The sequence below is a fragment of the Janthinobacterium sp. PSPC3-1 genome (assembly GCF_049896105.1).
Classification (GTDB): Bacteria; Pseudomonadota; Gammaproteobacteria; order Burkholderiales; family Burkholderiaceae_D; genus Janthinobacterium.
On the sequence record NZ_JAFCTQ010000005.1, the window covers coordinates 218822 to 242337 of the forward strand.

The window sequence follows — 23516 nt, forward strand, 5'->3', positions numbered from 1 at the left end:
AGGCACCATGCTGCGTCCCGGCGCAGCTCTACCGCCAGCGAGGCCCAGCTCCTACACTGTTTTGCGTGACGCGATATTCGCAATCGGACCCAGCCGTACTGGGAACGGGCCCCGCCCGACTGACGGAGTATTACCATGACCATGCGCCTCGACTACATGCAACAATCCCCTGCCCTGTTCAAGAAACTGGTCGAATTCAATGGCCTGATCCATGACGGTGCGATCGAGGCCAGCATCCTCGACCTGGTGGCGATCCGCGCCTCGCAGATCAACGGCTGCGGCTTCTGCGTGGACATGCACATCAAGCAGGCCACCATCCACGGCGAGCGCCCGCTGCGCCTGCATCACCTGGCCGCCTGGCGCGAATCGACCCTGTTCATCCCGCGTGAACGGGCGGCGCTGGCCTGGACCGAGGCGCTGACCACGCTGGCGCCGCTGGGCGTGCCGGACGAGCTGTACGAACGTGTCCGCACCCAGCTGTCGGAGAAAGAAGTGTCCGACCTGACGTTCGAGATCATGACGATCAACGCGTGGAACCGCGTCAACATCGCCTTCAAGGTGGTGCCCGGTTCCTACGACAAAGCCTTCGGCCTCGACAAGGCCAACCTGGCCTGAGTTTCACCGGTCCACCCGCCTCCCCATCCACCACACGAAAGCACATCATGAAAATAGTCATTATCGGCGGCACCGGCCTGATCGGTAGCAAGCTGGTCAACATCCTGCGCGAGCGCGGCCACGAAGCGATTGCCGCTTCGCCCAATTCGGGCGTCAACACGCTGACCGGCGAAGGCCTGGACGCCGCGCTGGCCGGCACCGACATCGTGGTGGATGTGGCCAATTCGCCGTCCTTCGCCGACGACGCCGTGCTCGACTTCTTTACCACGTCCGGGCACAAGCTGCTGGGCGCCGCCGCCAGGGCCGGCGTCAAGCATCATGTGGCGCTGTCGGTGGTCGGCACCGACCGCCTGGCCGAAAGCGGCTATTTCCGCGGCAAGATCGCGCAGGAAAAACTGATCCGCGAGTCGGGCCTGCCGTACACCATCGTGCACTCGACGCAGTTCTTCGAATTTTTGGGCGGCATTGCGGCCTCGGCGGGCGCCGGCGACACGATCGCGCTGTCGCCAGCGTATATCCAGGCGATTTCATCGGACGACGTGGCGGCGGCGATGGCCGACTACACGCTGGGCCAGCCGGTCAACGGCGTGGTGGAAATCGCCGGCCCGGAAAAGACGCGCCTGTCGGACCTGGTCCAGCATTATCTGACGTTCAAGCAGGATACGCGCACGGTCGTCGCCGACAGGCAGGCGCCCTACTTCGGCGCGCAATTGCAGGACGACACCCTGATCCCCGGCGCAGATGCCCGCCTGGGCACGGTCAAGGTCGACACCTGGCTGCAGGCACAGGCCGCCAGATAAGGAGGACGGCCCGTCAGGGCGCAATAAACCGCTTGCGGTAGTCGGAAGGCGTGACGCCCAGGTTGCGCATGAAGGTGACGCGCATGCGCGCTTCATCGCCGAAGCCGCACTGCCGGGCAACCTGGTCCAGGTTGTTTTCGGAGTGTTCCAGCAGGCGCCGCGCCGCCTCGACGCGGAACAGTTCCACCGCCTTGGCCGGCGCTTGGCCGGTCTTTTCCTTGTAGACCCGCGAGAAATTGCGCGGACTCATGCTGGCCCGTCCGGCCAGCGAGTCGACGCTGATGTCGCTGTCGTGCAGATTGTCCGACAGCCAGGCATGCAGGTCGTCGAACGCCGCGCCATCCTTGCTTTGCGCCTGCAGCAATTCGCTGTGCTGCGCCTGGCCGGCCGGGCGCTTCATGAACACCACCAGTTCGCGCGCCACCTCCATCGCGACATGGCGTCCGCAATCCTCTTCCACCAGCGCCAGCGCCAGGTCGATGCCGGCGGTGACGCCGGCCGAGGTCCAGATCGGCGGCTGGCGCACGAAGATCGCTTCCCGGTCGACATCGAGTTCCGGATAGCGCGTTTCCAGCAGGTCGGTCATGGCCCAGTGCGTGGCCACGCGGCGCCCCTGCAGCAGGCCGGCCTGGGCCAGCACGAAGGCGCCGGTGCACACCGAGGCCGTGCGGCGCGCCAGCGCGGACGCCTGGTGCACCCACGCCACCGTCTCGGCGGATTCCTCCAGCACCAGCACGATCTCGGGCGCGCCCGGCACCACGATGGTATCGATGGCGCGTCCGGCGAAAGCGGAAAATGGCAGCGTGTGGATGATCACGCCCTCCACCGTTTCAACGGGGCCGCCATGCAGGCTGACGGTCTGGCGTTCGTACGCCAGCAGCCCGCGCTCGGGCATGCGTTTGGCCGCGGCCCAGAACACGGTCTGCGGCCCGGTCAGGTCAAGCAGCCCCATGCGCGAAAAAGCGACGAACAGGACCAGCGGAGGCAAACGGGAAGTGGGCATGGGTGGCGGCGCCGGCAGGAAGAATGCAACATTGTTACTTGGCACGCAGTATATATCAAGGCGGGCCGTCCGCCCCCCGATACCCGCCTTACGCCAGCACGGTGGAGATGGCCATGCCCGCGCGCAGCCGCTGCTGGTGCAGCCTAGGGCACGCTTCATTGCATGTCTCCATCGTTATCGACCATGGACCCGACGACGACGGTGCTCATGCCCCGCTCCCTGGGTGGATGGTGACGACAGTCGCCGCTCGATCCCAGTCCAGGCAAGGCGCACGCCGGGCGGTAGCCCCGCCCAGGGCTTCAGCATGGTGGCTTCGCGGCACCAATGGCGCCGAGATTGAAAAGGCTCATGATCAGACGGCGGTCAGAAGCGCTTGACATCAGACCTACTAGAAGGTAGGCTACCACACATGAACAAACTTTCCGATACTGCTGACCTGATCCTGGCATGCACGCGCAAACTGATTGTTGGCGGCGGCTATAACGGCTTCAGCTATGCCGATATCGCCAGCGTGGTCGGCATACGCAAGCCCAGCATCCATCACCATTTTCCGACCAAGGTCGATCTGGTGACAGCATTGCTGGCGCGGTATCGCCAGGAAGCCGAAGCCGGCTTCGAGGGCCTGCAATCGGCCATCGCCGATCCACTCGACCAGTTGCGTGCCTACATACAATATTGGAGCACGTGCCTGAGCGATGCGAGCGCGCCCTTCTGTGTTTGCGCCCTGCTGGCCAGCGAACTGCCCGCCTTGCCGGGCGAAGTGGCGCTGGCGGTGCGGGCGCATTTCCGCTTCCTGTCCGGCCAGATAGCGTCGATACTGGAACGCGGCCTGCAGCAGGGTGTCATTTCCCTGCGCTACACCGTGCAGGTCGAAGCGGAGGCCTTCATGGCCACGGTGCATGGCGCGATGCTGTCCGCCCGCGCCTACGGTGACGCGCAGATGTTTGTCACCATCATGCAGCCGCAACTCGAACGCATGGCGGCAAAACGCTGATCGACGGCGTTTTTTTTATCCAACTCCCTACCAACTAGTAGGGTTGTTTAACAGCTCCCGCCAGCCCTTGGGCGCAATGGGAGCCTGCACTCACCGAAAGGAAGCATCATGTTTGGAATCTCACCGCTGGGCTGGATACACACCCTGGGCAGCCTGCCTGCCATCCCGCTGGCCCTGTACATGCTGGTACGGCATGGCCGCATCACGCCGCGCAATGGCGCAGGTATCGCTTACTTTATCTCGATGCTGATCGGCGCGGTCACGGTATTTCTTGTCGCGCACCAAGCCGCCAGCCATGGCATTGCTATCGCCACCATCCTGCTATTGCTGACTGGCTACGCCATGGCGTATCGCTCTTTCGCGGGGCGCGCGAGCAGCTATATCGAAACGGTCTGCCTGAGTCTTACCGTGTTCCTGCTGATGGTGCCCAGCGTCAGCGAAACGCTGCGCCGGGTGCCGGACGGCCATCCGTTTGTCACGGACCCAAAGTCTCCGCTCCTGCTCGGATCGCTGGCCAGCCTGGCTGTCATGCTGCTGGTCGGGCTGACGGTTCAACTCATCGCCTTGCGCAGACGGGGAAAACCAGGCCACTGAGAAAAATGCGCCTGCCGGTCATGCCGGAGCGCTAGCCTAGCGCGATGCGGCCTCCACCTGAGACGACGCCTGCGCGTGGCGCACGATATGTTCGAGCAGATGCGCGGCGTCGCGGGCAATGCCCGAGAACCGGCCCGAGCCCCAGGTGTATTGCCACGGCAGGCCGAGGAAATACAGTCCCGGTTCGGCCGTCACGCCGCGGTCATGGCCGGGATAGCCGCGCTGGTCGAAGATCGGCGCGTCGACCCAGCTGAAGTCGGTGCGAAAACCGATGCACCACACCACGGCGCTGACGGTGCCCATATCGAGCGTGGCGGGCGCGTCCCGCCCGGGTTGCCACAGCGGCGCATACGGTGCCTCGAGCGGGGCATCGATGGCGTGGGCGGCGATATGCTGGTCGATGCTGGCGTTGATCTTGCGGTACACGGCGTCGGCGCCGTCCAGGTTGCGCACCAGGTCGTCGCCGAAGCGGGCCACGCCATCGTCCAGCGACAGGTAGCGGCCATACAGCTGCATGCCTTCCAGCGCGAACTTGCGCAGGTCGATGTCGCGCCCGCCGTCGCGCCCGGTCACATAATGGTTGGTCTTGTCGCGCACGCCGGCGCCCAGCGGGTGTTGGTCCACCGGCAAATCGTAATAGGCCATCTCGTCGAGCCACTTGACCACGTCCTGCCCCCGGTAGCGGCGCGCCACGCGCGGGGCGTCGCCCACGCACAGGTGCACGCGGCGCCCGGCCAGGTGCAGGTCCTCGGCGATCTGGCAGCCCGACTGGCCGGTGCCCACCACCAGCACCTCGCCCGGCGGCAGTTGCTCGGGGTTGACGTAGTCGGACGAATGCAGCTGCAGTACGCCGGCCGGCAGCCGCGCGGCATCGGCCGGCACGATCGGCGTGTGATAGCCGCCGACGGCGATCACCACCTGCGCCGCGTGATACGCGCCGGCGCCGGTCTGCACCAGCCAGCCGCCAGCGGCGTCGCGGCGCACGCCGGTCACCGCCACGCCTTCAAGCGCCGGCGGCCCGAACGCGGCGATATAGGCGTCGATATAGTCGACGATCTGGTCCTTGACCATGAAGCAGTCGGGATCGTCGCCCTGGTAGGGAAAGCCGGGCAGCGTGCATTGCCAGTTGGGCGTGACCAGGCAGAAGCTGTCCCAGCGCTCGCTGCGCCAGGCGTGGCCCAGCCGGTTCTTTTCCAGGATCAGGTGCGACAGCCCCTGCTGCTTGAGCAGGTAGCTCAGCGACAGGCCGGCCTGGCCGCCGCCGATGATGAGCACTTCGACGTGTTGGTGGTGTGGTTCGCGTGGCATGGCAAAGCTCCGGTTGGGGGTCAAGGCCGCATCGCGACGATGGTCACGATGGCGGTGGGATCAAGTGGCAGGACGGCGGCGCGCGCCTCCAGGCGCTCGAGCTGGTCCAGCGCCGAGGAACAGGCGTAGCCGTATTTCAGGCGCACACGGTCGCTGGCCAGCTGCAGCGCGGTACGGCAGCGCTGCATGAAATCGGCCACCGGGTAGCTGGCGCCGGCGGCGAGAAATTCGTGGATCACGGTCGATGGCGAATAGCAGTCGCTGACGCTGGCGTCGGGCCAGCGCACGGTAAAGCGCACTTCAGGCATGCTGCTGCTCCTTCGATGATGGCCGCAGCACCGCCGGCGCGCAGCCGGTCAGGTCTTCTTCGGCAAAGTCCCACAGCAGCGCGCTGCCGGGCGCACTGCCGTGGCGCAGGTGGACGCGTCGCCCGCTGTCGGTGCGGCCGATCACGGCGCACGCCAGCTCACGGCAGGCAAAGCGCGCCAGCACCGGCGCCAGGTCGGCGTCGGCCACGCTGAGGATAAAACCGTAGCTGGGGAAGGTGGCCAGCCAGCGCTCCAGCGCCACGCCGGGAGGGCGCGGGATGGCCGCCAGGTCGATGGTGGCGCCGATGCCGGAACACTCGAGCAGCATCAGCGCGGTGCCCACCACGCCGGCCATGCTGATGTCCTTGGCGGCGCGGCACAAGCCGTCTTCCGCAATCATCGGCAGCAGTTCGAGGTCGGCGCGCAGCCGTTCGGCCGGCGCGCCCAGGCTGGCGTTCCAGTAGTCCCAGGGTTCCTGGTAGCGGCCGCGCAGGTCACAGGCCACTACCAGGTTTTCGCCGGGGCGGGCGTCAAAGCTGGTCAGCAGGCGGCTGGCCCGGCCCGTGATCGCCACCGACAACTGTTCGCGGTCGCTGCGGCGGTTGCTGTGGCCACCGACGATAGGCACGTCGTACACGGCGGCGGCGCAGGCCAGGCCGTCGAGCAGCGGCTGGGCGGCGTCGCCGTCGCGGCTCCACAGGGCGTCGACGATGGCCAGCGGCCGGCCACCCATGGCATAGATGTCGCTCACGTTCACCATCACGCCGCAGTAGCCGGCGAACCAGGGCTCCCTGGCGACGAATTCGTTGACGAAGCCTTCGATCGCCAGCAGCAGGTAGCCGTCGCCGTCGGGGATGGCGGCGCAGTCGTCGCCGACCGGCGCCGCCCAGGCGCCGCCCCGGGCGACTGCAGTGTCATCGCCACCAGCCAGGGTGCGCACCACGCGGGCGATATCGCGCTTGTGCTTGACGCCGGGCGCCGCCCGCAGCAGGGCCGTCAGCCTTGCCAGTTCGGCATTCATGCGCCACCCCGCGTGCAGATAAAGCCCGTTTCGCCGTCATGGATCGCCGGATATGCCGCCAGGCCGGCGCGCATCAGGCTGTGCGCCCGGCCGTGCAGCACCACGTCGGCCAGTTCCTGCCAGTGCAGCTGGCGGAACATGGCCACGTTCTGCTGCTGCACGTGAGCCAGGAAGCTGGTGCAGCCGAACGACCGGGCGGCGCCCACGGCCAGCCTGATCAAGCCGCTGCCGACCGCCGCCTGGCGCCGCGCCACCCTGGCCACGGCCAGGCGCGAGCCCCACCACACACCGTCGCCGGCATGGTGGATGCGCACCGTGCCGATCACCGCGTGGTCGGCATCCACGGCCACCAGCGTGATGGCGGTGCCGTCGATGGCGTCCGTGTCGTCGCCGTCGAACAGCCCCTGTTCAAGGCAGAACACCTGCCGCCGCAAGGCGCGCGCGGCCGCCTGTTCGGCGGGCAGGGTGGCCAGCTTGATGCGCGCCGCCAGCGTTGGCGCTTCCGGCAAGGCGAACGTGCTCATGATGGTTTCCTTTCAAACGTGGACAGCGACGAGCACGCGCCGCAACGCCCGCAACCGGCCTTGATCTCGCCCGAATGCATGCCGGCCGCGCCCAGCATGTCCCCCAGCGGCGCCAGCAGCGCGCGCATCATGGCGGCGGACGGCGCGGGATGGTCTTCCAGCGGCGTGCCGGCGATCGGCACGAACGGCACCACGAACGGGTACACGCCGGCGGCGATCAGCCGCTCGCAGCAGCGCAGGATCGCCTCGGGCGTGTCGCCCAGGCCGGCCAGGATGTAGGTGCTGACCTGGCCCCGGCCGAACACCTCCACCGCGCGCGCGAACGCGTCGAAGTAGCGCTCGAGCGGCACGCTGGCCTTGCCCGGCATGATGCGGGCCCGCACGGCCGGCGTGACCGCTTCCAGGTGCATGCCCAGCGCGTCGATGCCGGCGTCGCGCATGCGCGCGAACCAGGCGTCGTCGTCCGGTGGCTCGCACTGGCCCTGGATCGGCAAGGCCACCGCCGACTTGACGGCGAACGCACTCTCGCACAGGATGGCGGCGCCACGGTCGGTGGCGTTGGGCGTGCCGGTGGTCATCACCATGTGCTTCACGTTGTCCAGCAGCACGGCCGCGCGGGCCACCTCGGCCAGTTGCTCCGGCGTCTTGCGCAGGATGGTGCGGCCGGCCGCCAGCGACTGCCCGATCGAGCAGAACTGGCACGACTTGCGCCGGCTCTCGTAGCGGATGCAGCTTTGCAGCACCGTGGTGGCCAGCACGTCCTTGCCGTGCAGCGTGGCGATATGCGAATACGGCACGCCGTCGAGCGTCTGCATCTTGTAAAAGCGCGGCTGGCGCGGAAACGCGATGATGCCCACCGTGCGGCCATCGCGCAGGATGGCGCTGCGGCCGTCGGCGCCGGGCGCGGCCGCCAGGTAGGGCGAATTGAAGGCGCTGCCGGTATGCACCGGGATCATGACGGTGGTGCCGTCGACGATCACCGCCTTGTGGTCGGACGGGCCGGCACCGCCGCGCCGGCTGGGCGCGCCCTGGCCGGGGTCCGCCAGGCGCATGCCCAGCGACTGCAGTTCGGTGATCAGCTGCTGCGCCGGCAGATCGGCATTGAAGGTATTCATGCGGATGGCTCCCTCGGTGTGGTTGGATATACGACGTGATCGGCGGCGGCATGCACCGGAGTGGCGGCGCGGCCGTCCATCATCAGGCTCAGTAATTCAGGACGCGCGTAATGGCCGACCGAGTCCATCATCCGCTTGCGCTTGGTGATCAGCGCCATGTCGAGGTCGGCGATCACGATGCCCTCGCCGGCACGCAGCGGTTCGGCCAGCAGCACGCCTTCCGGCGAGACGATGGTGGTGCAGCAGCCGCCGCGCAGCGCTTTTTGCACGGCCGGTTCCGGCGTGATGGCCGCGATCTGCTGGTCGGTCAGCCAGCCGGTGGCGTTGACCACGAAGCAGGCCGATTCGAGCGCATGGTGGCGTATCGTCACCTCCATCTGGTCGGCGAAAATCTGGCCGACCATGGAACCGGGGAACTGCGCGCAGTGGATCTGCTCGTGCTGCGCCATCAAGGCGTAGCGCGCCAGCGGGTTGTAGTGCTCCCAGCAGGCCAGCGCCCCCAGCCGGCCGACGGCGGTATCGACCACCTTCAAGCCGCTGGCGTCGCCCTGCCCCCAGATCATGCGCTCGTGATAGGTCGGCGTGATCTTGCGGCGCTTGAGCACCAGCTCGCCGTTGGCGTCGAACACCAGCTGGGTGTTATACAGGCTGCCATGATCGCGCTCGTTCACGCCGAGCACCACCACCACGCCATGTTCGCGCGCGGCCCCCGCCACCGCGTCGGTGACCGGCCCCGGCACGGTCGGCGCGCGCTCATACAGCAGCAGGTGTTCGGCGCCGGCCTGGAAGGGCGGCCGCACGAACGAAAAGTACGGGTAGTAGGGCACGAACGTCTCGGGGAACACCACCAGTTCGGCGCCTTGGCGCGCCGCGTCGGCAATCGCCTGCAGCACCTTGGCCAGCGTGCCGTCGGCGCTCTCGAGGTCCGGCGCGATCTGCACCGCCGCCGCCCTTACCATCTTCTTGGTCGTCGTCATGGCCGCCCGCTCCGCTTACACGGTCCAGGTGTCGATGATGACCGCGTTGGCGCGCAGGTGCAGCAGCTTGATGTCCAGCACGTCCTGCGGCGCGATGGCGCGGATGCCCTCGATCAGCGACGGCTCGCCATGGCCGTACAGCGCCTGCAGCGCGAAGCGGCAGGCATACACCTTGCCGCCTTCGGCCATGAACTTCACCAGCTGGTTGTTGTGGTTCATATGACCGGGGAACGCTTCGTCGCCCAGGGTGGGAAAGCCGCGCTGCAGGCCCAGCGTGACGCCGGGACCGTATAGCAGCACCGACGTTTCGTAGCCCTTGCGCAGCAGGCGCGTGGCCTGCAGCAGATTGACGAAACCGATCGATCCTTCGAAGGCCACGGTGTGGAAGGTGACCAGCGCCTTCTCTCCGGGCAGGGCTTTCACGTCTTCGAAGACCTTCTCTTCGTAGTCAACAAAATAGTCGCCCTTGGCGTGTGGCTTGTGGTCGATGGCTGGCATGGTGATCTCTCTTCTGGTTGGTTGAGGGGGCGCTGGCGCGGCGCCGGCGGCGTCGCGTTGCCCCCGGATTGCATGCATGCGCCATGCCATGGCGGGGCTGCTGACCCGCTGTTTGACTGGATCGAAATCCAGTCAATCGGGGATTTTCGGCGCCACGCCACAGGGCCGTTCCGGCACCGCCGCGGCGCCCTCTTTCACGCCGAAACACCGGCTCCATTCAAACCATGCAGTCAATCGCCGGCGGCCGATTTCTCCCTGCAGAACAGGTGCGCATCAAAAGCGGGCGTGCCGCGCGCCGGCCGCCTCACGCTGGTGCGCGGCGCGGCACGGCGAACGGGCGCGCAGCCGCGTTTGCCAGTGCTGGCGCCCGTATGTGGAGCGGCCGGACCCGGCATGGAATCTGCATACAATCGTCTACCCCACCTGGATATTGACTGGATTTATCGTGCCGAAAAACGCCGCCGCCTGGCTGCCCAAGCTGAAAAAGGGCCAAGGCCCCGTCTACCTGCTGATCGCCGACGCCATCGGCGCCGACATCGCCATCGGCCGCCTGGTGGCGGAACAGCGCCTGCCGGCCCAGCGCACGCTGGCCGAGGCGCTGGGCATCGACTTCACCACCGTCGCGCGCGCCTACGCCGAGGCGCACAAGCGCGGGCTGGTCGACTCCACCGTCGGCCGCGGCACGTTTGTCTGCGGCAAGCGCGCGCTGGCGATCCCGCGCGCGGTGGCGGCGCGGCCGCAGGTCGACCTGTCGATGAACATGCCGCCGGAACCGTTTACGCCGGAGCTGCTGGCGCTGATGCGCACCAGCCTGGCCGACATCGGCGCCGACATGCCCGGCCTGCTGCGCTACCAGGATTTTGGCGGCTCGGTGGCGGACCGCGAGGCCGGCGCGCTGTGGCTGCGGCGGCGCGGCCTGGCGATCGCGCCGGAACGCCTGCTGGTGGTGCCCGGCGCGCAGGCGGCGCTGCTGGCGATACTGAGCACCATCGCGCCGCCGGGTTCGGTGGTGTGCTGCGAGGCGCTCACCTACCCCGGCCTGCGCGCGCTGGCCGGCCTGATGAACCTGCGGCTGGTGGGCCTGCCGATGGACGGCGAAGGCATCGATGCACTGGCGTTTGCGGCGGCCTGCGCGCAGTATGCCCCGCGCGCGCTGTATTGCAATCCCACCCTGCTCAATCCGACCACGGCCACCATGTCGGCGCAGCGGCGCCAGGCGCTGGTGCAGGTGGCCCGCAATTACGGCGTGCCGATCATCGAGGACGACGCCTATGGTTTCCTGCCGCGCAACGGGCCGCCGCCGCTGGCCGCCAGCGGCCCTGACATCACCTATCATGTGGCGGGGCTGGCCAAGTGCGTGGGCGCCGGCCTGCGCCTGGCGTACGTGGCCGCGCCGGACGACGTGAGCGCGGCGCGGGTGGCCGCCGCCCTGCGCGCCACCGCCGTGATGGCCGCGCCATTCACGGCGGCGCTGGCCACGCGCTGGATCAGGGACGGCATCGCCGACCTCGCGCTCAACGCGATCCGCAAGGAATCGATGGCCCGGCAACGGCTGGCGGCGCGCATCCTGCCCCCAGGCAGCTACCTGGCTCACCCCGAGGGTTTTCATCTGTGGATCAACTTGCCGCCGCAGTGGGACCGCCTGGCGCTGACCGCGCATCTGCGGGCCACCGGCATCGGCGTGGTGCCCAGCGACGCCTTCGCCGTGGACGGCGCGGCGCCGCAGGCGATCCGGGTGTGCATCGGCGGCATCGCCAGCCAGCAGGAAATCGGCCAGGCGCTGCAGCGCATCGCCGACGCGTTGAAGCACCCGCCCTTGGCGCAGCCGGCGGTGCTGTAGCCGGGCGCTTCAAACAGATCGGCATGAGACGATATGGCTGACAGGATGGCATTTGCGCAAGCTGCCCGCCACTTTGTTATTATAAAGAAATGAAAAAACTCCTCCTCCTGATTTGCCTGCCACTGCTGCTGGCCGCCTGCGGTGCTTTTTCCAGCGCCCTGACCGACGAAGACGTGGCGCGCTATATCAAGGCCTACGATCATTTTGCCGCCGCGGCGCCGGAACTGGAAAAGCTCAAGAGCGACGACCAGGCGATGTCGCTGCTGACGTGCGGGCCTTGCCTGGCACGCCTGGAAAAGGCGGTGCAGGATGCCGGCTACAAGGACATGAAAGCCTTTGTCGCCTTTGATATCCGCATGCATATCACGCTGCGGGCATGGGCTTACGTGGCGATTGCCAAACTGGCCGGCGAATCGGGGCAGGCGGTGGCGGCGGAAGACTTCTGCAAGCTCAAGGAAAATATCGCGAAGTCAAAAGATGCCGAGGAGATGCGGGTGGTTTGCACACGCCTGAAATCCTATACCAGCTTCCTCGACCGGGCCGGGGCATTCGCGGTGAAGCTGGCGGAAAAGCTGCTCAAGGACGGCGATATCGAGGTGGTGGCCAAGCATATCGATGCCATCAGCGCCGCCCTCTCGAACGAGAAGCTGCCGGCGGAATGGTGCCACGGTGGTGGCGGCTTCGACGACTGAACATTTATTCTTGCTCGCCCCTGGCCATCTGGCCGAATACCTCGTCGCGCCGCACCCAGGCGTGAAACAGCGCCGCGCCCAGGTGACCCAGAATGGTGGCGAACAGCACATACGCCAGCACGCCATGCAGGGGGCGCAGCATGCCGTACACCTCGGGGCTGTGCGGCACGATGGCCGGCAGGTGGACGCCGCCGAACAGCGGGATCGGATAGCCGCCGGCCGACAGCATGGCCCAGCCGATCAGCGGCATCGCCAGCATCAGGCCATACAACAGCCAGTGCGACGCGTGCGCGGCGAATTTCTGGATCGCCGGCAGGTCGGCCGGCAGCGCCGGCGTCGGGCGGGTCAGGCGGTTGACCAGTCGCACGACGGCCAGCAGCAGGATCGCAATGCCGAGCGGACGATGCAGGTCCAGCAGCTGGGCGCGGTACTGCAGCGAGACGACCATGCCGGCGCCGACAAACAGCATGGCGAGAATGGCCAGCGCCATGGCCCAGTGCAGCACGCGGGCCAGCAGATTGAAGTGGCGTGGACGATTCATTTGGCGCTCCCGTTCTGGACTGCAGGATAGGCGGACTTGCCGGCACTGATTTCGCGCTCGCGGCGGTTGAACGACACCGAGTACGCGGCCGAGCGGGCCTGCAGGATGGGATCGTCGCTGCCGGCGATGCCCACCGGCAGTATCAAGGGGTCGAAATTGAGGTCGCGGCAAGGACCGCTCGCCTGCGGCTCGGCATGCGCCAACGTCAAGGTGCCGATGGTGGCCTCCTTGCGCGTGTCGGGCCAGGCCTTCGAAGGATCGGTGACCGGATCGCCAGGTTCGGCGATTTGCACCACCATGTCCCACACCAGCGGGCCGGCGGCCAGGCGCTGGTCCAGGTCGGCTATCAGGAAATTCGCATCGGCCGCCTTCAGCTGCTCGGGGCTCATCGCCACGAAGGCGGTGCGCGGGCGCATTGACCAGCGCACCATGCGGTCGACACCGTTTGCGTCCGTCAGGCGAAACGCGTTGACGCCATTGAAACGGGTGCTGCCCAGGCTGTCGGACCGGGGCGCGGTTTTCGCCCACGCCTGGAACGCGGCGATCTCGGGATGCGCGGCCAGCACGGCTTTCATCTTGTCCGGGTCGGGCTTGCCGGTCGCCGGATCGGGCTTGCCGGCCTCGTTCATCGCCTGGAATGCCTGCGGCGTGGCGGCGGCAAAGAAGGGAAAACTGTTCATGGCGATGCGCCATTCCTGGCCGTCGTCGGTCTTCAGCTGCATCGCCATGCCGCGCACCGGCGAAGCGCTGTCGGGCGCATAAGGATTATTCGAGGGTGCGGAAAAGCGGCCGATGACGGCAATCGACGGCTGCGAGAACGCGCGCGCCTTGGACAGGCCCGCCGCTTCCGGCGTCGGCGCAAAGGTGCCGGCAAAGCAGACGCCCTTGCTGTGCGCACGCCGGAAACCCGGCTGTTGCTGGCCAGACGACTGGGCCAAGTCCATCATTTTTTGCGGCGTCAGCCGGTGGTTGCCGAACCAGCCGCCGACCCACGCGAACAGCGCGGCGAGGGCCAGCAGGATCAGGGCGATCGGTAACAGCAGCAGCAGGGAGCCGCGGCGTGAAGTCGGGTTGGGCATGTCGGTCTGGCTTTCGTGGGTTCGATGGCTGGTGACAGCGATCATAGCGCGTCCGGCAAAACCGTGCGATTTGACAGTCAAACCCTGCCGGCGCCCTGCAGCCAGATATCGAAACTGGTCGTGCCCTGGCCGGTGGCGGCCAGCCGATACGCAAAGCCATGGCGCGTCAGCACCTCGCGCACGAACAGCAGGCCGATGCCCTGGCCGCCTTTCTTGGTGGTGAAAAACGGCATGAACAACTGCCGCGCCGGCAAATCGCCCGGCAGGTTGCCGGAGTCGATGATCGACAGGCGCACCCCATGGGCCTCGGCCGCCAGCTCGAACCAGATGAAAGCGGCCGCCGGGCCGGCCTGCTCGACCGCCTCCATCGCGTTCTTGACGACGTTCAGCAGCGCCTGCTCCATCAGATGGCGGTCCAGTGCGATGGCTGGCACCGCGTCGCAACGCCGCCAGCCGATCGTGATGCCGCGGCTGCGGCAAGGTTCGCGGTACAGGTACAGAATGTCGTCCATGATCTCGCGCACCGCGACCGGCCTGGGCTCCGGTGCCGGCATCTTGACCACGCGCGTGAAGCGTTCGATGAATTCGCCCAGGCTGGTATTGCGGCGCTTGACGGCGGCAATCGCCGTGCCGAAGTCGTCGCCGTCGCGCTCGGTGAGCTGGCCACGGTAATACAGCAGCGAATCGAGCACCGAGCCGGTGGCCGCCACGGTGTTGTTGACCTCGTGCGCCAGCACGCGGATCAGCTTGTCGTACGTGGCCTTCTCGGAACTTTCCAGTTCCTGGGTCAGTTCCTCGACCAGCAAAAAGTGCCGCGCGAAACCACGGTCGTAAAACCGGCCGCGCTGGCTGCGGTAGCGGCGCCCGTCGGCGTCGCTCAGCAACTGGCTGTCGCCGAGCGGCAGCGCGTCGAGCTGTGCCAGCAATGCATGCCTGCCCTGCCGCGCGCCAGCCGTCAGCGCCCGCCCCTTCGCTTCCGGCCCCAGTCCCAGCAACGCCTGGGCGCTGGCGTTCAGCAGGCTGATACGGCCGTCGAAGTCGAACACCACCACCGCGCCGGGGGTCGCTTCGAGCAGGCGGTCGAGAAAACCCTGCTGTTCGCCGATCTGCAAGCGCTCCTGGTATAGCGCGCCCAGCATGGTGTTGAACAGCTGCACCAGTTCATTGAGCTCGCCATCGCCGCTGGCCTGCAGCCGCGCCGCGTAATGCTGGTCTTGCAGCAGGTCGTGGAAGTGGCGCGTGTAGCCGAGCGGTTCGAGCGCGCGGCCGACCAGGCGCACGCCCAGTGCCAGGCTGAGCAGCAACAGCGCCTCCACGGCCAGCATCGGCAGCGGCGTGGCGCGCAACAGGAACACGCTCAGCGCCACGAACAGCAGGTGCGCCGCGAACAGATAGGTGTACAGGCGCCAGCGCAAGCTCATGCGGCGTCGCCGTCGGTGCCGCCGAGGCCATGGCGTTCCAGGCGCCGGTACAGCGCCGTGCGGCTCAAGCCCAGCGACTTGGCCACGCGCGTGATATTGCCCTGGTGCTGGTCGAGCGCGTGACCGATCATGTGGCGCTCGACCTGTTCCAGCGTCATGCCGTCGACGCCCAGGCGCCTGCCGGACGCGCCGCCATGCTCATGCTGCTCGGCGTCGACAAAATCGGTCTGGCGCAGTTCGCTGCGTCCGACCAGCAGCAGCGTGCGTTCCAGCGTTTGCTTGAGCTGGCGGATATTGCCGGGCCATGGCTGCGCGCTCAGCCAGTCGAGCGCGGCTGGCGCGATGGTGGCCGTGCCCAGTCCGTAGCCACGCGCCACCTCGGCGATGATATGGCGTGCCAGCAAGGGGATGTCGCTGCGCCGCTCGCGCAGCGGCGGCAGCCGTATGGTAATCAGGTTCAGGCGATAAAACAGGTCTTCGCGGAAGTCGCCGCCGGCCACCAGTTCGGCCAGCTCGCGGTTGGTGGCCGACACCACGCGGATATCGGCCTGCTCGGTGCGGCTGGCGCCGACCGCCTGGTAGGTCTGGTCCTGCAGCACGCGCAGCAGCTTGACCTGGTCGGCGCGGTGCAATTCGCCGATCTCGTCGAGGAACAAGGTGCCGCCGTGCGCGCTGGCGACATGGCCCTTGCGGTCGGTTTTGGCGTCGGTGAAGGCGCCGCGCACGTGGCCGAACATTTCGCTCTCGAACAGCGACGGCGTGATGGCGCCCATGTTGATCTTGACGATGGGCTGGCCGGCGCGCGGGCTGTTGCGGTGGATGGCGTCGGCGATCAGCTCCTTGCCGCTGCCGCTTTCGCCCAGGATCAGCACCGGCGCCCTGGTGGCGGCCACCTGGGCGATGGTGGCCAGCACTTTGAGCAGGCGCGGATGTTCGCCGACGATAGCGCTGAAATCGCACTGCGCGTCGAGCGCCTGGCGCGACGGGTTGGCCAGGGGCGCCGGCCCGCTGGTCTCCAGCGTGGCGCGGATCAGTTCGGCGAGCTGGGTATTGTCCCACGGCTTGGTGAAGAAATTGGCGGCGCCGGCCTGCACGCCGCGCACCGCCAGCGCGATCGAACCCCAGGCCGTCATCAGCAGCACCGGCAGATCGGGCCGGCACTGCTTGATGGCGGTCAGCAGCGCCAGCCCCTCCTCGCCGCTGGTGTGCAGCGAAAAATTCATGTCCTGCAACACCAGGTCCGGCGCCTGCCGCGCCACCAGCGCCAGCGCCTGGGCCGGCTCGTCGCAGCACACGGCATCGTAGCCGGACTGCTTGAGCAGCAGCGCCAGCGAGACCTGCACCGCCGTGTCGTCGTCGACGACGAGGATGCGCGGACGCTCCTTACGCGATAGTTCCATCGATTCAAACCGCCTTATTCATAGTGCAGCGCCTGGGTCGGGCTCAGGCGCGCGGCGCGCCAGCCCGGGTATAGCGAACAGAGCAAGGATAGCAGATAGATCACGCCTGCCGATAGCGCACTGGCCATGAAAAATACCGTCCAGTCGAGGTTCTCGCCGAATACGCCGGTCAGCGGCAGTTGCACCAGCAGCAACAGCGCCACGGCCATCGCGCCCGAACTGAGCAGCATCTGCTCGGCGATGATCTGGCGGTAGACATCGCCGGCACTGGCGCCCAGCGCACGGCGCAGGCCGATCTCCGGAATGCGCTGCGTGGTGTTTTGCCACAGCACGCCGAACAGGCCGAAGGCCACCATCACCAGCAGAAAGGCGGCGATCACCGACAGTATCGTCAACGGTATCATCTGCGTGCCGAGCATCGACTTGCGGCCATCGGGCAGCGGCGTGACGATATAGTTCCAGTCGCCGCGCACCTGCTTCAGACGCGCATTGAGCCGGGTTTCAAACGTACGCGGCGTGCCCGGGCGCAGCTTGAGCATGATGTTGTTGACCGTGTCCTTGCCCACGCCCGGTATCCAGCGCGGCAGCATCAGGTAGACCGGCTCCTGCAGTTCGCCCTGGGGGCGGAACTGCGCCACCACGCCGGTCACGCGGTAGCGCTTCGGGGCTTCCTTGCCTTCCTGTTTCGTGATGTACAGCTGGCCAATCGGATTCTTGCCCGGAAACAGTTTGTCGGCCACAAGCTGGTTGATGACGACCGGCGTGGCGTCGGCGCCGTCGTCCGCCCTGGAAAACCAGCGCCCGGCGGCCAGCTTCATGTCCATGGTCCTGAAATAATCGTCGGACACGCCCAGGCCATCGATCGTGATCTGGCTGCTGCCATCCGGCAGCGTGTACTCCTCGGTCCAGCGCGACATCTCGTACGTGCCGAACCAGCTGAAGGCGACCGACTCCACCTCGGGCAAATCGAGCAGGCTGCGCCGGAGGTTGTCGAAGATGGCGGCGTCATTCGGCAACTCCTTGGCCGCGCGCATGCTCACCGACCACTGATTGCGCCATTCGTGCCCGGTTGGCAACTGGTATAGCTGGTAGTGGCGCAGGCCGAAGGCGGCGATGGCGAACACCACCAGAAAGGCCAGCAGGATTTCCAGGCTCAGCATCAGGTTGCGGGATTTTCGTTTCCAGATCAGCTTCAACAGATGGCGCAACATCAGGCAGTTCCTTTCAGGGCGTGGACCGGGTCGAGGCGGGCCATTTTCAAGGCCGGGATCAGGCCCGACAGCACGCCGAACACCAGCGTGATCAACAGGCCGTAGCCAAACACGGCGAAGTTCAGGTGAACTTTCAGATACGGAATCAGGCCCGAGCTTTCCAGCCACCACAGCGCGCCGGCCGCGCAGACCAGGCCGATGGCACCGCCAACCAGGCACAGCAACACGTTTTCCAGCACCAGTTGCGCCACCAGTTGGGCGCTGGTGGCGCCAAACGCCTTGCGCACGCCGATTTCGCTGCTGCGCTCCATGATGCGGCCCACGTTCAGGTTGACCAGGTTCAGCGCCGGCAGCATCATGAACAGCACCATCAGGGTGACGATGATGGCCAGCAGCTTGCCGGCGCCACCCTCCTCGGTCTGGTCGGCGAGCAAGGTACGGGCGAACAGCTGCAGTTTGGAATCGCCCCAGAAGCGCGTGGTGTTGAACTGGTTGGGGTCGGGATACTGCACGGTTTTTGCCACCTCGACGATCTGGTGCTTGATGGCTGGCAGATCCTCGGCCCGGTAGGCCAGGATCATGGTGCTGAACATGCCGAACAGCTTGTCCTTGTAGTCGCTCGACGGCGCGCTGGTCAGCGGCACCCAGATGTCGGAATAGGCGTTGATGTGCATCTCGTCCCGCACCACGCCGACCACGCTGAAGATCTGTCCGTTGGCGTTGAATTTCTGGCCCAGCCAGGTCTGGCCCGGAAACAGCTGGCGCGCCGTCGATTGGTTGATCACCGCCACCATGCGGCCCTGCTCGACATCGTCGGCATTGATGGTGCGGCCCGACACCAGCGCGAAATCGAGGATCTTCCAGTATTCGGCGTCGGTCAGGCGCATCTGGCGGTCGCTGACGCGATCGGCCTGGTACACCGACACCGCTTGCGGAAAGCTGAACACCGACACGGCTTCGACGCCCTTGAGTGGTTTCAGGTATTGCGCGATCATCTTGTAGCCCAGCGTGCCGCGGCGGCGAGCGCCCTTGTCGGTATGGCTCGATTCCACCATCACCATCTGTACGAAACGCGCGCTCTTGCCTTCCACGCCGGTCGGACAAAACGTGTTTTGCAGCAGCGCCGCGACCACCATCAGCACCACCAGCGTGAGCACGATGCACAGCAGGTTGATGGCGGTGAACATTTTGCGGCGCAGAAAAACCTTCCACGCCGTCAGCATATAATTCCTGAACATGCCGTCTCTCCTCAGGCGACCAGTTGGCCGTCGAACACGCGCACCACGCGCCCGGCCAGCCGCGCTTCCTGCTCGTTGTGGGTGACCATCACGACGGTAGTGCCCTCGCTGTTCAGCTTGAGCAGGATGTCCATCACCTCCTGGCCCATCTTGCTGTCGAGGTTGCCGGTCGGTTCGTCGGCCAGCAAGACCTGCGGCTGACCGACGATGGCGCGGGCGATCGCCACCCGCTGCTGCTGGCCACCCGACAACTGGTTCGGGTAATGGTCCATGCGCGCGCCCAGGCCGACTTTTTCCAGCGCCTCGCGCGCCAGCCGCTGGCGCTTCTTGGCCGACATGTCACGGTACAGCAGCGGCAGCTCGACATTGTCGATCACGCGCAAATCATTAATCAGATGAAAGCTCTGGAAGATGAAGCCGAAGGTGTTGTTGCGCAGCCTGGCCACATATTTGTCCTTGTACGAGGCCACCGGCGCACCGCCCACCGTGATCGCGCCGCTGCCCGGATGGTCGAGCAGGCCGATCAGATTGAGCAGCGTGCTCTTGCCACAGCCGCTGGGCCCCATGATGCAGACGAACTCGGCTTTCGCCACATGCAGGTCGATGTCTTTCAGTGCCAGGGTTTCGACCTTGTCGGTCCGGTAGGTCTTGCTGACTTTTTCCAGGCGGATCATGTTACACCTTTCTTTTTAACGGTTATTCGGCCACGCGGACGCTGTCGCGGTCCTTGTAGCGGCTGGTATCTGAAATGATGAGACGCTCGCCGGCGCGCGCGCCGGACAGTATCTCGACGCTCTTGCCGTCGCTGGCGCCGATATTGAGCGTCGTCTTGCGGGCCACGCCGTCGCGCACCACGAAGATGTCTTGCGGTCCACGGCCATTGAACGCCGGGCCGGCATCGGCCAGCAAGGCATGGCTCTTTTGCTCGGTGACGATGTTGACCTCGACCCGCAGCTTGTTGCGCAGCATGGGATGGTTCGGCTCGGCCAGCGTGACCAGCAGCTTGACGGTGCCGTTCTGGATCTCCGGCAAGATGGTTTGCACCCGGCCGGCCAGCTTGACGCCGCCCTGCTCCACCAGCACCGCCTGGCCGGCGCCGAGCGCGCGCGCATGATAATCGGACAGCGAGGCCTCGACCTTGTAATTGTTCAATTCGGACACCTTGGCCACCAGCTGGCCGTTGCCGACGCTGGCGCCCTCCTCGGCCATCAGCTGCGTCAGCATGCCGGCAAACGGCGCGCGCACGCGGGTCTGCTCGAACAGCTGCTGCTGCTGCGCCAGCTGCTTTTGCAGGATGTTCTTTTGCAGCCGCGCGCCTTCGATATTGATCGAGGTGACGCGCTGGTTGTCGTCGATCTGTTCGCGCTGCTGGCGCAGCAGGATCTCGATGCGCCGCACGTTCAGCTCGGCCGTCAGCAAATCCTCGGCCGACACGCCGCCCGCCTTGCGCAGGGTCTGCGAGCGGGCCAGCCGCACGAGCGCCGCCTCCAGGTCGAGCTGCAGCAGTTCGATCGCGCTGGCCGTCTGCTTGCGCTTCTGCGACAGCTCCAGCGTCAGCGCGGCGATGCGGTTTTCCTGCTGCGCCAGCTGCTCCCGGATGCTGTCGATGACCAGCGCCACGGCGCGCTCGTCGAGCTCCAGCAGCAACTCGCCGGCCCGCACCTGCTGGCCCAGCTTGGCATGCACCTTGGCCACATGGGTCTGGATCGGACTCGACACCAGTTCCTCGTGCACCGGAATCACGATGCCGGACGCATTGATGGTATTGGCAATATCGCCGACCCGCACCTGCGCCAGCATCAGGCCAGCCACATCCACGCTGGGACCGACCACCCGGTTGATGCCCCACGCGGCCAGGCACAGCATGCCCAGCAGCGCGGCGATGGCCAGCGCCTTGTGGCGCTGGCGGCGTTTGATGATGCCGGGGTCGAGGGCGAGATCCATGTAGAGGCGTGGGCGAGTGGAGTATGCAGGCTCTTTTGCAATCTTCATGCCATAGCTTGCGACGCTGGGAAAAATCAATCAAATCAACCAGTTGGCGCCGCAAGCGGCAGCCGCTCAAGGGCCTTGATTTGCCCGGCTCCGGGCACGGGTGTCCGGAAACAGACAGTGTGCAGACCACCCCGCGCACGATTGCGGGCGATTGTCCTACACACCCATCGCAGCCACGACTTTGCTGTTAGATTGTCATGCCCACGCCATCCTCAACCCTTCTCAACCGGTGCCCCATGAAAACGTTTCATTGCGACAAGTGTTCACAACAGGTCTTTTTTGAAAATACCCACTGCTCCAACTGCGACAGCATGCTGGGCTACGAGCCCGCTTTGCGCACCATTAACAGCTACGAGCCGGCCGAGAATGGCCTGTGGCGCAGCCTGAACACCCGGGACGCGGGCAAGCTGTACAAGCAGTGCAGCAATTATGTGGAACACAATGTGTGCAACTGGATGATCCCCGCCGACGATCCGCATGAACTGTGCGAATCGTGCCAGTTCACGACGGTGATTCCGGCGCTGTCGTCGGAGAAGAACCTCGTCCTGTGGTCGCGCCTGGAAACGGCCAAGCGCCGGCTGCTGTTTTCACTGGCCGCGCTGAACCTGACGCCGGACTCGAAAGAGGATGCGCCGGATACCGGCCTGGCCTTCCAGTTCCTGGAGGATGGCGTGACGGATCAGTGCGTGATGACGGGCCATGACGACGGGCTGATCACGCTCAATATCGCCGAAGCCGATCCGGCCGAGCGCGAACGCACGCGCGAACAGATGCATGAGCGCTACCGTACCCTGCTGGGACACTTCCGCCACGAAAGCGGGCATTATTATTTCGACCGGCTGGTAGTCGACAGCCAGTGGATCGACGGCTTCCGCGCGCTGTTTGGCGACGAGCGCGCCGATTACGGCGAAGCGCTGCAGCGTCACTACAACGAAGGTCCGGTCATCGACTGGGAAGAGCATTTCGTCAGCAGCTATGCCAGTTCCCACCCGTGGGAAGACTGGGCCGAAACCTGGGCCCATTACCTGCACATGCTCGACACGCTGGAAACGGCGCACGCCTGCGGCCTGTCGCTAAAGCCCGCCAAGGCCGACGAGCCGTCACTGGACGGCGTGACCCTGCCCACGAAGATAGACACGTTTGACGATACGCTGTCCGACTGGTTCGCGCTGACTTACGTGCTCAACAGTCTCAATCGCAGCATCGGCATGCCGGACTCGTATCCGTTCAAGCTCAGTACGCCGGTGCTGGAGAAGTTGACGTTCGTGCACAAGGTGGTGACGTCGTACAAGAAGACCGGCATCAAACAGGGTCCTCAAGCAGCTGCACCGTTACCTGCATCCGGTGCGGCGGCAACGCCGGTCCAAACTGGTTGAAGATCGCCACGTCGGCGGCGTCGCGTCCAAAGCCCAGCGTGACGCGGCCGCCGCGCGCAATCGCTTGCGTCGGGTCGAAGGTATACCAGCGGCCACCCACCCAGGCCTCGAACCAGGCATGCAGGTCCATCGGCGCCAGCTCATGCAGGTAACCCACCACCATGCGCGCCGGGATGCACAGGCTGCGGCACAGGGCGATGCCCAGGTGGGCCAGGTCGCGGCATACGCCCTCGCGCCGCAAGTTGACCTCGGTGGCCGTCATATGGCCGTAGAGGGTGCCCGGGTCGAAGCGCACCTCGCGCCGTATCCAGTCGCAGATGGCGGCCACCTGGTCGTATCCCGGCGCCACGCCGGCGACGATCTCGCCCGCCATGGTGGCGAACTGCTCTGATTCGCAATACCGGCTGGGCAGCAGGAAGGCCAGCACCGCGTCGGGCAGCAGTTGCACGGCATCGAACGGCGCGCCGGGCGCCACATCGATGGCTTCGGCGGTCAGCACATCGGCCGAGGTCTCGATGGCAAATTCGCCGGCCGGCGCCACCAGGCGCTGGCACAGATTGCCATACATATCGGTAAATTCCACCACCGGCACGCTGGGCACAAGCGTGTAGACCTCGCGCGCCACCCATTGCCGGGCGCCGCTGCGCGCACGCAACATCAGAATGAACGGGGTCGGAGCGTCAAGGGTGAACTCCAGCTTGCAGGCAGTACGCAGCCACATGGCGAATCGCTTTCACTATTTGATCAGGTTGCACCATCATGGTGCGCCGTGCGGGATGCATCAGGTCGGCTTGGTGCGTTGCAAGAGTGTCGAAAGGACAAAGCATCTTAGCACCGACAGTATTATCAAGAAACTTATCAAGAAACGTGCCTGCGGTGTGCGGCGTGTTACGCTGGAATATCAGGTATGAATCCTGCTTACTCCAGCGTATCGCGCCGGCTTCGGCCGCGCCCACATCGAAAGGCACT

General features: G+C 66.1%; 25 protein-coding genes. 7 read left to right on the plus strand and 18 right to left on the minus strand.

What is annotated here, in order from left to right; genetic code table 11:
- The first annotated feature begins 135 nt into the window (after nt 1-135).
- Together ACP7B7_RS08440 and ACP7B7_RS08445 are read left to right on the plus strand one after the other, a co-directional pair.
- The gene (locus tag ACP7B7_RS08440; protein WP_426076360.1) at nt 136-615 is read left to right on the plus strand and encodes a carboxymuconolactone decarboxylase family protein; all 480 of its coding nucleotides are present in this window, start codon (nt 136-138) and stop codon (nt 613-615) included.
- 47 nt (nt 616-662) lie between these two features.
- Nucleotides 663-1415: an SDR family oxidoreductase gene (locus ACP7B7_RS08445; protein ID WP_426076361.1), complete on the plus strand. Its 753-nt coding sequence runs from the start codon at nt 663-665 to the stop codon at nt 1413-1415.
- A 13-nt stretch (nt 1416-1428) separates the two neighbouring features.
- Here ACP7B7_RS08445 and ACP7B7_RS08450 read toward each other — a convergent pair whose 3' ends face one another.
- Nucleotides 1429-2418: a GlxA family transcriptional regulator gene (locus tag ACP7B7_RS08450; protein ID WP_426076362.1), complete on the minus strand. Its 990-nt coding sequence runs from the start codon at nt 2416-2418 to the stop codon at nt 1429-1431.
- Between the two features lie 409 nt (nt 2419-2827).
- Here ACP7B7_RS08450 and ACP7B7_RS08455 point away from each other — a divergent pair, with 409 nt between their 5' ends.
- Nucleotides 2828-3412, plus strand: coding sequence for a TetR/AcrR family transcriptional regulator (locus tag ACP7B7_RS08455; RefSeq protein WP_426076363.1), 585 nt, complete (start codon nt 2828-2830; stop codon nt 3410-3412).
- Nucleotides 3413-3520: 108 nt separating this feature from the next.
- Nucleotides 3521-4006: a hypothetical protein gene (locus ACP7B7_RS08460; RefSeq protein WP_426076364.1), complete on the plus strand. Its 486-nt coding sequence runs from the start codon at nt 3521-3523 to the stop codon at nt 4004-4006.
- 36 nt (nt 4007-4042) lie between these two features.
- Here the strand turns inward: ACP7B7_RS08460 and ACP7B7_RS08465 are convergent, their stop codons facing one another.
- The 7 genes from ACP7B7_RS08465 to ACP7B7_RS08495 are packed head-to-tail and all read right to left on the minus strand — an operon-like array spanning nt 4043 to nt 9757.
- Nucleotides 4043-5314, minus strand: coding sequence for an MSMEG_0569 family flavin-dependent oxidoreductase (locus tag ACP7B7_RS08465; RefSeq protein ID WP_426076365.1), 1272 nt, complete (start codon nt 5312-5314; stop codon nt 4043-4045).
- A gap of 20 nt (nt 5315-5334) precedes the next feature.
- Nucleotides 5335-5622: an MSMEG_0570 family nitrogen starvation response protein gene (locus ACP7B7_RS08470; RefSeq protein ID WP_426076366.1), complete on the minus strand. Its 288-nt coding sequence runs from the start codon at nt 5620-5622 to the stop codon at nt 5335-5337.
- Nucleotides 5615-6643: a sll0787 family AIR synthase-like protein gene (locus ACP7B7_RS08475; RefSeq protein WP_426076367.1), complete on the minus strand. Its 1029-nt coding sequence runs from the start codon at nt 6641-6643 to the stop codon at nt 5615-5617. Before ACP7B7_RS08475 ends, ACP7B7_RS08470 begins: the two co-directional genes overlap by 8 nt.
- Complete coding sequence (locus tag ACP7B7_RS08480; protein ID WP_426076368.1) at nt 6640-7167, minus strand: MSMEG_0567/Sll0786 family nitrogen starvation N-acetyltransferase; 528 nt, start codon at nt 7165-7167, stop codon at nt 6640-6642. Before ACP7B7_RS08480 ends, ACP7B7_RS08475 begins: the two co-directional genes overlap by 4 nt.
- Nucleotides 7164-8282 (minus strand): MSMEG_0568 family radical SAM protein, encoded by a 1119-nt coding sequence (locus ACP7B7_RS08485; RefSeq protein ID WP_426076369.1) that lies wholly within the window; start codon nt 8280-8282, stop codon nt 7164-7166. Before ACP7B7_RS08485 ends, ACP7B7_RS08480 begins: the two co-directional genes overlap by 4 nt.
- Nucleotides 8279-9259 carry a Nit6803 family nitrilase gene (locus ACP7B7_RS08490; RefSeq protein ID WP_426076370.1) on the minus strand — a complete coding sequence of 327 codons (981 nt, stop codon included), beginning with the start codon at nt 9257-9259 and terminating at the stop codon, nt 8279-8281. The genes ACP7B7_RS08485 and ACP7B7_RS08490 overlap by 4 nt, the downstream gene beginning before the upstream one ends.
- A gap of 15 nt (nt 9260-9274) precedes the next feature.
- Nucleotides 9275-9757 (minus strand): MSMEG_0572/Sll0783 family nitrogen starvation response protein, encoded by a 483-nt coding sequence (locus ACP7B7_RS08495; protein ID WP_308920679.1) that lies wholly within the window; start codon nt 9755-9757, stop codon nt 9275-9277.
- 445 nt (nt 9758-10202) lie between these two features.
- Here ACP7B7_RS08495 and ACP7B7_RS08500 point away from each other — a divergent pair, with 445 nt between their 5' ends.
- The gene (locus ACP7B7_RS08500) at nt 10203-11597 is read left to right on the plus strand and encodes a PLP-dependent aminotransferase family protein (protein WP_426076371.1); all 1395 of its coding nucleotides are present in this window, start codon (nt 10203-10205) and stop codon (nt 11595-11597) included.
- Between the two features lie 89 nt (nt 11598-11686).
- The gene (locus tag ACP7B7_RS08505; protein WP_426076372.1) at nt 11687-12289 is read left to right on the plus strand and encodes a hypothetical protein; all 603 of its coding nucleotides are present in this window, start codon (nt 11687-11689) and stop codon (nt 12287-12289) included.
- A 4-nt stretch (nt 12290-12293) separates the two neighbouring features.
- Here the strand turns inward: ACP7B7_RS08505 and ACP7B7_RS08510 are convergent, their stop codons facing one another.
- Genes ACP7B7_RS08510 through ACP7B7_RS08545 form a run of 8 tightly spaced genes read right to left on the minus strand, consistent with a single transcriptional unit; the run spans nt 12294 to nt 21123 of the window.
- Nucleotides 12294-12830 (minus strand): cytochrome b, encoded by a 537-nt coding sequence (locus ACP7B7_RS08510; RefSeq protein WP_426076373.1) that lies wholly within the window; start codon nt 12828-12830, stop codon nt 12294-12296.
- Nucleotides 12827-13954: a catalase family peroxidase gene (locus tag ACP7B7_RS08515; RefSeq protein WP_426076374.1), complete on the minus strand. Its 1128-nt coding sequence runs from the start codon at nt 13952-13954 to the stop codon at nt 12827-12829. The genes ACP7B7_RS08510 and ACP7B7_RS08515 overlap by 4 nt, the downstream gene beginning before the upstream one ends.
- 32 nt (nt 13955-13986) lie before the next feature.
- Nucleotides 13987-15330, minus strand: coding sequence for a sensor histidine kinase (locus tag ACP7B7_RS08520; RefSeq protein WP_426076375.1), 1344 nt, complete (start codon nt 15328-15330; stop codon nt 13987-13989).
- Nucleotides 15327-16730 carry a sigma-54-dependent transcriptional regulator gene (locus ACP7B7_RS08525; RefSeq protein WP_426076376.1) on the minus strand — a complete coding sequence of 468 codons (1404 nt, stop codon included), beginning with the start codon at nt 16728-16730 and terminating at the stop codon, nt 15327-15329. Before ACP7B7_RS08525 ends, ACP7B7_RS08520 begins: the two co-directional genes overlap by 4 nt.
- A gap of 14 nt (nt 16731-16744) precedes the next feature.
- Entirely contained in the window at nt 16745-17941 is a 1197-nt protein-coding gene (locus tag ACP7B7_RS08530; protein WP_308920666.1) for an ABC transporter permease, read from the minus strand.
- The gene (locus ACP7B7_RS08535; RefSeq protein ID WP_426076377.1) at nt 17941-19179 is read right to left on the minus strand and encodes an ABC transporter permease; all 1239 of its coding nucleotides are present in this window, start codon (nt 19177-19179) and stop codon (nt 17941-17943) included. The genes ACP7B7_RS08530 and ACP7B7_RS08535 overlap by 1 nt, the downstream gene beginning before the upstream one ends.
- Before the next feature lie 11 nt (nt 19180-19190).
- On the minus strand, nt 19191-19853 hold the full coding sequence (locus ACP7B7_RS08540) for an ABC transporter ATP-binding protein (RefSeq protein WP_308920664.1): 663 nt from the start codon (nt 19851-19853) through the stop codon (nt 19191-19193).
- A 22-nt stretch (nt 19854-19875) separates the two neighbouring features.
- Nucleotides 19876-21123 (minus strand): efflux RND transporter periplasmic adaptor subunit, encoded by a 1248-nt coding sequence (locus tag ACP7B7_RS08545; RefSeq protein ID WP_426076378.1) that lies wholly within the window; start codon nt 21121-21123, stop codon nt 19876-19878.
- Between the two features lie 284 nt (nt 21124-21407).
- On the opposite strand from ACP7B7_RS08545, the gene ACP7B7_RS08550 reads away from it, so the two are divergent.
- Entirely contained in the window at nt 21408-22547 is a 1140-nt protein-coding gene (locus tag ACP7B7_RS08550; protein ID WP_426076379.1) for a zinc-binding metallopeptidase family protein, read from the plus strand.
- Here ACP7B7_RS08550 and ACP7B7_RS08555 read toward each other — a convergent pair.
- Both ACP7B7_RS08555 and ACP7B7_RS08560 read right to left on the minus strand, forming a co-directional pair.
- Nucleotides 22474-23268, minus strand: coding sequence for a transglutaminase-like domain-containing protein (locus ACP7B7_RS08555; RefSeq protein ID WP_426076380.1), 795 nt, complete (start codon nt 23266-23268; stop codon nt 22474-22476). The genes ACP7B7_RS08550 and ACP7B7_RS08555 overlap by 74 nt on opposite strands.
- Complete coding sequence (locus tag ACP7B7_RS08560) at nt 23228-23515, minus strand: hypothetical protein (protein ID WP_308920660.1); 288 nt, start codon at nt 23513-23515, stop codon at nt 23228-23230. The genes ACP7B7_RS08555 and ACP7B7_RS08560 overlap by 41 nt, the downstream gene beginning before the upstream one ends.
- Between the last annotated feature and the right edge of the window lies 1 nt (nt 23516).

What these genes read in the sequence shown, in the direction of transcription:
- ACP7B7_RS08440 (WP_426076360.1), top strand. Translation starts at nt 136, where the DNA reads ATGACCATGCGCCTCGACTACATGCAACAATCCCCTGCCCTGTTCAAG.
- ACP7B7_RS08445 (WP_426076361.1), top strand. Translation starts at nt 663, where the DNA reads ATGAAAATAGTCATTATCGGCGGCACCGGCCTGATCGGTAGCAAGCTG.
- ACP7B7_RS08450 (WP_426076362.1), bottom strand. Translation starts at nt 2,418, where the DNA reads ATGCCCACTTCCCGTTTGCCTCCGCTGGTCCTGTTCGTCGCTTTTTCG.
- ACP7B7_RS08455 (WP_426076363.1), top strand. Translation starts at nt 2,828, where the DNA reads ATGAACAAACTTTCCGATACTGCTGACCTGATCCTGGCATGCACGCGC.
- ACP7B7_RS08460 (WP_426076364.1), top strand. Translation starts at nt 3,521, where the DNA reads ATGTTTGGAATCTCACCGCTGGGCTGGATACACACCCTGGGCAGCCTG.
- ACP7B7_RS08465 (WP_426076365.1), bottom strand. Translation starts at nt 5,314, where the DNA reads ATGCCACGCGAACCACACCACCAACACGTCGAAGTGCTCATCATCGGC.
- ACP7B7_RS08470 (WP_426076366.1), bottom strand. Translation starts at nt 5,622, where the DNA reads ATGCCTGAAGTGCGCTTTACCGTGCGCTGGCCCGACGCCAGCGTCAGC.
- ACP7B7_RS08475 (WP_426076367.1), bottom strand. Translation starts at nt 6,643, where the DNA reads ATGAATGCCGAACTGGCAAGGCTGACGGCCCTGCTGCGGGCGGCGCCC.
- ACP7B7_RS08480 (WP_426076368.1), bottom strand. Translation starts at nt 7,167, where the DNA reads ATGAGCACGTTCGCCTTGCCGGAAGCGCCAACGCTGGCGGCGCGCATC.
- ACP7B7_RS08485 (WP_426076369.1), bottom strand. Translation starts at nt 8,282, where the DNA reads ATGAATACCTTCAATGCCGATCTGCCGGCGCAGCAGCTGATCACCGAA.
- ACP7B7_RS08490 (WP_426076370.1), bottom strand. Translation starts at nt 9,259, where the DNA reads ATGACGACGACCAAGAAGATGGTAAGGGCGGCGGCGGTGCAGATCGCG.
- ACP7B7_RS08495 (WP_308920679.1), bottom strand. Translation starts at nt 9,757, where the DNA reads ATGCCAGCCATCGACCACAAGCCACACGCCAAGGGCGACTATTTTGTT.
- ACP7B7_RS08505 (WP_426076372.1), top strand. Translation starts at nt 11,687, where the DNA reads ATGAAAAAACTCCTCCTCCTGATTTGCCTGCCACTGCTGCTGGCCGCC.
- ACP7B7_RS08510 (WP_426076373.1), bottom strand. Translation starts at nt 12,830, where the DNA reads ATGAATCGTCCACGCCACTTCAATCTGCTGGCCCGCGTGCTGCACTGG.
- ACP7B7_RS08515 (WP_426076374.1), bottom strand. Translation starts at nt 13,954, where the DNA reads ATGATCGCTGTCACCAGCCATCGAACCCACGAAAGCCAGACCGACATG.
- ACP7B7_RS08520 (WP_426076375.1), bottom strand. Translation starts at nt 15,330, where the DNA reads ATGAGCTTGCGCTGGCGCCTGTACACCTATCTGTTCGCGGCGCACCTG.
- ACP7B7_RS08525 (WP_426076376.1), bottom strand. Translation starts at nt 16,730, where the DNA reads ATGGAACTATCGCGTAAGGAGCGTCCGCGCATCCTCGTCGTCGACGAC.
- ACP7B7_RS08530 (WP_308920666.1), bottom strand. Translation starts at nt 17,941, where the DNA reads ATGTTGCGCCATCTGTTGAAGCTGATCTGGAAACGAAAATCCCGCAAC.
- ACP7B7_RS08535 (WP_426076377.1), bottom strand. Translation starts at nt 19,179, where the DNA reads ATGTTCAGGAATTATATGCTGACGGCGTGGAAGGTTTTTCTGCGCCGC.
- ACP7B7_RS08540 (WP_308920664.1), bottom strand. Translation starts at nt 19,853, where the DNA reads ATGATCCGCCTGGAAAAAGTCAGCAAGACCTACCGGACCGACAAGGTC.
- ACP7B7_RS08545 (WP_426076378.1), bottom strand. Translation starts at nt 21,123, where the DNA reads ATGGATCTCGCCCTCGACCCCGGCATCATCAAACGCCGCCAGCGCCAC.
- ACP7B7_RS08550 (WP_426076379.1), top strand. Translation starts at nt 21,408, where the DNA reads ATGAAAACGTTTCATTGCGACAAGTGTTCACAACAGGTCTTTTTTGAA.
- ACP7B7_RS08555 (WP_426076380.1), bottom strand. Translation starts at nt 23,268, where the DNA reads ATGTGGCTGCGTACTGCCTGCAAGCTGGAGTTCACCCTTGACGCTCCG.